A 6,517-nucleotide genomic window follows, 5' to 3' on the forward strand; every position below is an offset into this window, starting at 1 on the left:
TGCCATGCCCGCTGTGGCCCAGATGCGAATCCAACGGAAGGGGATTCGTTTCCTCCTTGCCATCAGGTTCCCTCTCGGTACCGGGCCCATGGAATTCCGGGCGTGCGTCAACGGGGAACCAGTTGACATTTCCCGTTCCTGCCAAACGGAGGCGCCGCGGGCATCACCCCAATGCCCCCGGCGGCGCTCCCGGGACGGTGCCCTTCAGTTCTCCTCGTCCGCTCAGTCCTCGACGGCCCGTCAGGCGTGCCGTCAGCCCTCGAAGTTCTGGGCGCGCAGGATCTCGTCGACGCGGGCGCGGTGAGCCTCCTCCCAGGCGTCGAGGGTTTCGGTGGCCTCCTTGGCCAGCTTGGCCCGGGCCGCGGCGAGCACCTCGTCCGCGCGGGCGGCGGGGACCACCACGACGCCCTCCTCGTCGGCCACCACCAGGTCGCCGGAGCGCACCGACACCCCGCCGCAGCGGACCTCCACGTTGAGGGGTTCCACGACCGACTTGCCGCCGGGGACGGGGATGACGCCCCGGGCGAAGACGGGGAAGCCCATGGCGCGGACCTCGGCGAGATCGCGGATCAGTCCGTCGGCGACGAAGCCCCTGACGCCGCGCCGCCGGGCCACGGCGCAGACGTTTCCGCCGGCCAGTGCGTAGTCCAGGTCGCCCGACTCGACGACGATGACCGACCCTGGCCCGGCGCGGTGGATGGCCGCGTGCAGCATGAGGTTGTCGCCGGGTGCGCACCGCACGGTGAACGCGGGTCCGGCCGTGCGCGGCACCGGTGACCACAGCGGTCGTATGCCGATGTCCATGACCTGCTCGCGGCCCAGGATGTCGGCGAGGGTGGTCGTGGGGATGTCCGCGAACACCGACGGACCGGCGGGGTCGAGGATTCCAGGGGCGTCTGTCATGGTCGCTCCGTTCGTCGCATGTCGTGGTGACTCGTCGCATGTCGTGGTGACCTCGACACACCCCCTGTGACCTGCGGAGATGTGCTGGTCATGACCATGCTGGCGAGCCTACCGAAGATGCGCGTCGGCTGACGTTGTGATCACGCCGCTTCCGATCGAGGACCGAGGCCGCCGGTACAGATCCCTGCAAGGCTCCGGCTAGGGCGGGCGTCCACCATGGCAGGTGTCCAGCTGAGGCCAGGGGTGCGGCCGGGAGCGGCCGGTCCCGATTCCGGAGGGGGGCGTGCAGATGACCGAGCCGGGGGAAGCCCGCGCCAAGGCCGCCGCGCTGGCCGCCCTGCGCGAGCAGGTGCACGCCGGACCGGGCGCCGGGGCCACGGCCGCACAGCACGCGAAGGGCAAGCTGACCGCGCGTGAGCGGCTCGCGCTCCTCTTCGACAAGGGCACGTTCACCGAGACCGAACCCTTCCGCCGGCACCGCGCGAGCGGCTTCGGCCTGGAACACAAGAGGCCGTACACGGACGGCGTCGTCACCGGCTGGGGCACCGTGCACGGCCGTACGGTCTTCGCGTACGCCCATGACTTCCGCATGTTCGGCGGCGCCCTGGGTGAGGCCCACGCCCAGAAGATCCACAGACTCATGGACCTGGCGGAGAAGGCCGGCGCGCCGTTGGTCGGCCTGTGCGACGGGGCGGGCGCGCGCATCCAGGAGGGCGTGACCGCGCTGGCCGGCTACGGCGGCATCTTCCGCCGTCATGTCCGCAACTCCGGGGTGATTCCGCAGATCAGCGTCATCATGGGGCCGTGCGCGGGCGGCGCCGCCTACAGCCCGGCCCTGACCGACTTCGTCTTCATGGTGCGCGGCACCTCGCAGATGTTCCTCACCGGCCCCGACGTCGTCCAGGCGGTCACCGGCGAGCGGATCGGGCAGGACGGCCTCGGCGGCGCCGACGTGCACGCCGCGCGCTCCGGGCTCGCCGGCTTCGTCCACGACGACGAGGAGAGCTGCCTGGAGGACGTACGGCGCCTGCTGCACCTGCTGCCCTCCAACAACCGCGAACGCCCGCCCGCCCTTCCGGTCGAGGACCCCGCGGACCGGCGCACCGACACGCTCCTCGACCTGGTGCCCGCCGACCCCCGGCGCGCCTACGACATGCGGGCGGTGCTCGCCGAGATCGCCGACGACGGCGACTTCTTCGAGGTGCACGAGGCGTGGGCGCCCAACGTGCTGTGCGCGCTGACGCGGCTGGCCGGACAGGTCGTCGGCGTCGTGGCCAACCAGCCGTCCGTGCTCGCCGGGGTGCTCGACATCCACGCGTCCGAGAAGGCGGCGCGTTTCGTGCGGTTCTGCGACGCCTTCAACATCCCCCTCGTCACCCTCGTCGACGTCCCCGGTTTCCTGCCCGGTGTCGACCAGGAGCACAACGGCGTGATCCGGCACGGCGCCAAGCTGCTGTACGCGTACTGCGACGCGACCGTGCCCCGGGTCTCCGTGGTGCTGCGCAAGGCCTACGGCGGCGCCTACATCGTGATGGACTCGCAGTCGATCGGCGCCGACGTCTGCCTGGCCTGGCCGACCAACGAGATCGCGGTGATGGGTGCCGAGGGCGCCGCCAGTGTCGTCTTCCGGCGGGAGATCGCCGCCTCCGAGGACCCGGAGGCCACCCGCCGGCAGCGCGTCGAGGAGTACCGGCGCGAACTGATGCATCCCTACCACGCGGCCGAACGCGGCCTCGTTGACGACGTCATCGACCCAGCGGACACCCGTTCCGCACTGATTGGAGTGCTGGCCATGCTGCGCGAGAAACACGTCCCCCTGCCCGGCCGGAAGCATGGGAACCAGCCCCAATGAGCGCCCGCAGCGAGGGTTTTCGCGCGCAGGACCTGCTGGCCGCCGGGTCCTGGCGGGTCGTCAGGGGAGAGCCCACGGCGGAGGAGGTCGCCGCGCTGGCGCTCGTGCTCGGGGCGGCGCTGTCCCGGCGGCGGCAGCCGGCCCCGCGCGCCACGGAACGGACGGCCACGGCTCCCGTGGCCCTGCGCCGCGGCGAGCCCTGGTCGGCCGCCGCCACGTCGTGGGCGGCGGCGCCCCTGACCGGCCGGCGGGAGGCGGCATGAGCGCCGCGACGGCGGGCAGGCTGCGCTGGCTGACCGCGGGGGAGTCCCACGGCCCCGCACTGGTCGCGACACTGGAGGGCCTTCCCGCCGGCGTGCCGATCACCACCGGGATGGTGGCGGACCACCTGGCGAGGCGGCGGCTGGGCTATGGACGCGGTGCGCGGATGAAGTTCGAGCGCGACGAGGTCACGTTCCTCGGCGGTGTCCGGCACGGGCTCACCCTGGGCTCACCGGTGGCGATCATGGTCGGCAACACCGAGTGGCCCAAGTGGGAACAGGTCATGGCGGCCGACCCGGTGGACCCGGAGGTGCTGGCGGGGCTGGCCCGCAATGCGCCGCTGACCCGGCCGCGTCCGGGGCACGCGGACCTGGCGGGCATGCAGAAGTACGGCTTCGACGAGGCCCGGCCGGTCCTGGAGCGCGCCTCGGCCCGCGAGACGGCGGCCCGCGTGGCGCTGGGCGCGGTGGCCCGCTCGTATCTGAAGGAGACCGCCGGGATCGAGATCGTCTCGCACGTCGTCGAGTTGGCGAGCGTCGAGGCCCCGTACGGCGTCCACCCGGCCCCGGCCGACGTGGCGAGGCTGGACGCGGATCCCGTGCGGTGCCTGGACGCGGACACGTCGAAGGCGATGGTCGCGGAGATCGACCAGGCCCACAAGGACGGCGACACGCTCGGCGGTGTGGTCGAGGTCCTCGCGTACGGCGTCCCGGTCGGGCTGGGCTCGCACGTGCACTGGGACCGGCGGCTGGACGCGCGGCTGGCCGCCGCGCTGATGGGCATTCAGGCGATCAAGGGGGTCGAGGTCGGCGACGGGTTCGGGCTGGCGCGGGTGCCGGGGTCCGAGGCGCACGACGAGATCGTGCGGACCGGTGACGGGATCAGGCGTGCCACCGGCCGTTCCGGGGGCACCGAGGGCGGTCTGTCCACAGGGGAACCGCTGCGCGTGCGGGCGGCGATGAAGCCGATCGCGACGGTGCCGCGGGCGCTGGCCACCGTCGACGTGGCCACGGGTGAGGCGGCCAAGGCCCATCACCAGCGTTCGGACGTGTGCGCGGTGCCGGCGGCCGGCATCGTCGCCGAGGCCATGGTCGCCCTGGTCCTCGCGGACGCCGTGGCGGAGAAGTTCGGCGGCGACAGCGTGACCGAGACGCGCCGCAACGTGCGGTCGTACCTCGACAGCCTGCACATCCGCTGACGTGACCGCCGCCGGGCCTCCCGACGGCCGCCGCAGCGGCGTGGCGGCGGTCGTCGGGCCGTCCGGGGGTGGTCTGGTCCGAGGAGGTGGTCCGGTCCGAGGAGGTGGTCCGGTCCGAGGAGGTGGTCGGGTCCGAGGAGGTGGTCCGGTGCGGGAAGGGACCAGGTGCCGGTTCCGCGGTGTCAGACCTTGCCGGCCGCGGAGGTCGCCATTGGCAGCACGGCGTCGATGATCTCCCGCACGCGCGTCACGAGATCGGCCCGCTGGTCGAGCCGCCACGAGATGTGCTGCGCCCCGAAGAACGCCGCGACGAGCACCCGGCCCAGAGCGTCCGGGGCGCTGTGCGACGGCAGGTCGCCCGCGCTCCGCGCCCGGTCGAGCAGCTGCGTGACCGACTCGGTGTATCCGACGAACGGCTCGGGCAGCGAGGCGTTGATGGACGCCGACTCGATCTGCAGCCGTGCCCCGGCCTGGATCATCGTGTCGTCGCGGAAGGCCAGCGCCGTGCGGTTGAGGAGCTCGGCCACCGCCTGAAGGGGAGGCAGGCCTGCCTTGCCCACCTCCTCGGCGATCAGGGGAAGACGGCGGTAGAACTCCTCGCTCACCGCGGTGGCCAGGGCTTCCTTGTTCGCGTAGTGGAAGTAGACGGCGCCCTTCGTCATGCCCGCTATCTCGGCGATGTCGAGCATGGTCACGGCCGGAAAGCCTCGTTCCGCGAAGGCGGCGGCGGCCGCGTCCAGCACCTGCTGACGGGTGCGGACGGCGCGCTCCTGCTTGAGCTCGCGCGGCCTGGCGGCCGTGGACGAGGGCCGGCGCGTGGGCTTGTCTGCTGCTCCCACAGTGCTCCTCTTCACGTTCATTGCTCCTTGGTGATGCCGACCATCGTCGGGGAGAGCGGCAGGCATTGCAATATTCCTTCTCGAAGGTATATTTTCTCGGCCCTGGGGGATGGATTTTTGCCCCCGCTCCGTCATCGCAGCGATCCGTACATCGTTCCATCGTGACTGAGTGGAGGACGCATCATGTTTGACGTCTTAGCCGCGGAGGCGACCGCTCCGAGAGCCGAGACAGTGACTGAAGTGACTGACCGGCGCGGTACGCCGGACGTCCGCACCTCGACGTGCGAAGCGCCCGTCGTGGCGGGCGGCGCGTGGCGTGCCGACTTCGCGCAGCGCCTCGACCATCTCAGGCCGGTGCCGCGCACCCTGGTGCACCGCGCGGCCATGGCCGAGGTCTTTCTCACCGACACGGCACCGATCGGGGAGGACCACTTCCTGGTCGCCGCGCAGTGGCCCAGGGACCATGCGCTGTACTACCCGGATCCGCTCGGCCGCACGGATCCCCTGCTCATTGCAGAAACGCTTCGGCAGTCGTTGGTCTACCTCTCCCACGAGTACTACGACGTGCCTCTCGGGTACCGGTTCGTGGCCTACGACATGGACTTCGAGATCACGGATCCGGCGCCCCTGCGCGTGCGCGGGGTGCCGCACTCCGTGGTGCTGGACGTCCGCTGCGTACGGGTGGGGCATCGGCCGCCGCGCCGTCACGGACTGCGCCTGGAGGCGGAGCTGACCGTGGACGGGAAGGTCTGCGGGCGGACCGGGATCCGTTTCATCGCGCTGGACGAACGGACCTATCAGGTGCTGCGGTCCCGCAGCACCCCCTACGCGAGCCCGGTCTCACTGACGAGCGACGCGGTGCGGACGGGGCCCGGCGAGGCGGAGTGGGAGACGGTGCCGCCCACGGGGACGGGCCGGTTGCGGGCCAAGGACTGTGTGCTGGAGCGGTCCGCAGCGGGGGAGTGGCGCATGCGGATCGACACGGACCACGCGATCCTGTTCGACCATCCCACCGACCATCTGCCGATGATGGCATCCCTGGAGGGGTTCCGGCAGCTCGGGCATCTGCTCGTCAACGGCGGCTCGTCCGACGCCGCCGCGTACTCCCTGGTCTCGTGCACCACCGACTGCCGCCTCTTCGTCGAGCTGGACGCCCCGGTATCACTCGTCGTCCGGGACGACCGCCATGACGCCGGCACCCGTCGGCTGACCGTCGACGCGGTGCAGTGCGGCAAGGTGGTCACCACGGCGGACCTGGTGTGGGCGGAGACCGGCTGACGTTTCCCCTCGCGTGGCGGGGCGGGCGGAGGCGGGGTGACGTTCCCCGTCGCGTGGCGGGACGGGTGGAGGCCGACTGACGTTCCGTCGCGTGGCGGGGCGGGCGGAGGCGGGGTGACGTTCCCCGTCGCGTGGCGGGACGGGTGGAGGCCGACTGACGTTCCGTCGCGTGGCGGGGCGGGCGGA

General features: G+C 72.0%; 6 protein-coding genes. 4 read left to right on the forward strand and 2 right to left on the reverse strand.

The window, feature by feature from the left end:
- Positions 1-252: 252 nt before the first annotated feature.
- Positions 253-903: an RraA family protein gene (locus tag ACIRC0_RS23565; RefSeq protein WP_403618703.1), complete on the reverse strand. Its 651-nt coding sequence runs from the start codon at positions 901-903 to the stop codon at positions 253-255.
- A 289-nt stretch (positions 904-1,192) separates the two neighbouring features.
- On the opposite strand from ACIRC0_RS23565, the gene ACIRC0_RS23570 reads away from it, so the two are divergent.
- The 3 genes from ACIRC0_RS23570 to aroC are packed head-to-tail and all read left to right on the forward strand — an operon-like array spanning position 1,193 to position 4,214.
- Positions 1,193-2,755: an acyl-CoA carboxylase subunit beta gene (locus ACIRC0_RS23570; RefSeq protein WP_403618706.1), complete on the forward strand. Its 1,563-nt coding sequence runs from the start codon at positions 1,193-1,195 to the stop codon at positions 2,753-2,755.
- Positions 2,752-3,018, forward strand: a complete 267-nt coding sequence (locus tag ACIRC0_RS23575) for an acyl-CoA carboxylase epsilon subunit (protein ID WP_403618709.1) — start codon at positions 2,752-2,754, stop codon at positions 3,016-3,018. The genes ACIRC0_RS23570 and ACIRC0_RS23575 overlap by 4 nt, the downstream gene beginning before the upstream one ends.
- Positions 3,015-4,214 carry a chorismate synthase gene (aroC, locus tag ACIRC0_RS23580; protein ID WP_403618712.1) on the forward strand — a complete coding sequence of 400 codons (1,200 nt, stop codon included), beginning with the start codon at positions 3,015-3,017 and terminating at the stop codon, positions 4,212-4,214. The genes ACIRC0_RS23575 and aroC overlap by 4 nt, the downstream gene beginning before the upstream one ends.
- A gap of 182 nt (positions 4,215-4,396) precedes the next feature.
- Here the strand turns inward: aroC and ACIRC0_RS23585 are convergent, their stop codons facing one another.
- The gene (locus ACIRC0_RS23585; RefSeq protein ID WP_403618715.1) at positions 4,397-5,074 is read right to left on the reverse strand and encodes a ScbR family autoregulator-binding transcription factor; all 678 of its coding nucleotides are present in this window, start codon (positions 5,072-5,074) and stop codon (positions 4,397-4,399) included.
- Positions 5,075-5,293: 219 nt separating this feature from the next.
- On the opposite strand from ACIRC0_RS23585, the gene ACIRC0_RS23590 reads away from it, so the two are divergent.
- Complete coding sequence (locus ACIRC0_RS23590; protein ID WP_403618718.1) at positions 5,294-6,331, forward strand: ScbA/BarX family gamma-butyrolactone biosynthesis protein; 1,038 nt, start codon at positions 5,294-5,296, stop codon at positions 6,329-6,331.
- Positions 6,332-6,517: the final 186 nt, after the last annotated feature.

Origin of the sequence: Streptomyces sp. NPDC093984, from assembly GCF_044764595.1 — a bacterium.
Lineage (GTDB): Bacteria > Actinomycetota > Actinomycetes > Streptomycetales > Streptomycetaceae > Streptomyces > Streptomyces cynarae.

What these genes read in the sequence shown, in the direction of transcription:
- ACIRC0_RS23585 (WP_403618715.1), bottom strand. Translation starts at nt 5,074, where the DNA reads ATGAACGTGAAGAGGAGCACTGTGGGAGCAGCAGACAAGCCCACGCGC.
- aroC (WP_403618712.1), top strand. Translation starts at nt 3,015, where the DNA reads ATGAGCGCCGCGACGGCGGGCAGGCTGCGCTGGCTGACCGCGGGGGAG.
- ACIRC0_RS23565 (WP_403618703.1), bottom strand. Translation starts at nt 903, where the DNA reads ATGACAGACGCCCCTGGAATCCTCGACCCCGCCGGTCCGTCGGTGTTC.
- ACIRC0_RS23570 (WP_403618706.1), top strand. Translation starts at nt 1,193, where the DNA reads ATGACCGAGCCGGGGGAAGCCCGCGCCAAGGCCGCCGCGCTGGCCGCC.
- ACIRC0_RS23575 (WP_403618709.1), top strand. Translation starts at nt 2,752, where the DNA reads ATGAGCGCCCGCAGCGAGGGTTTTCGCGCGCAGGACCTGCTGGCCGCC.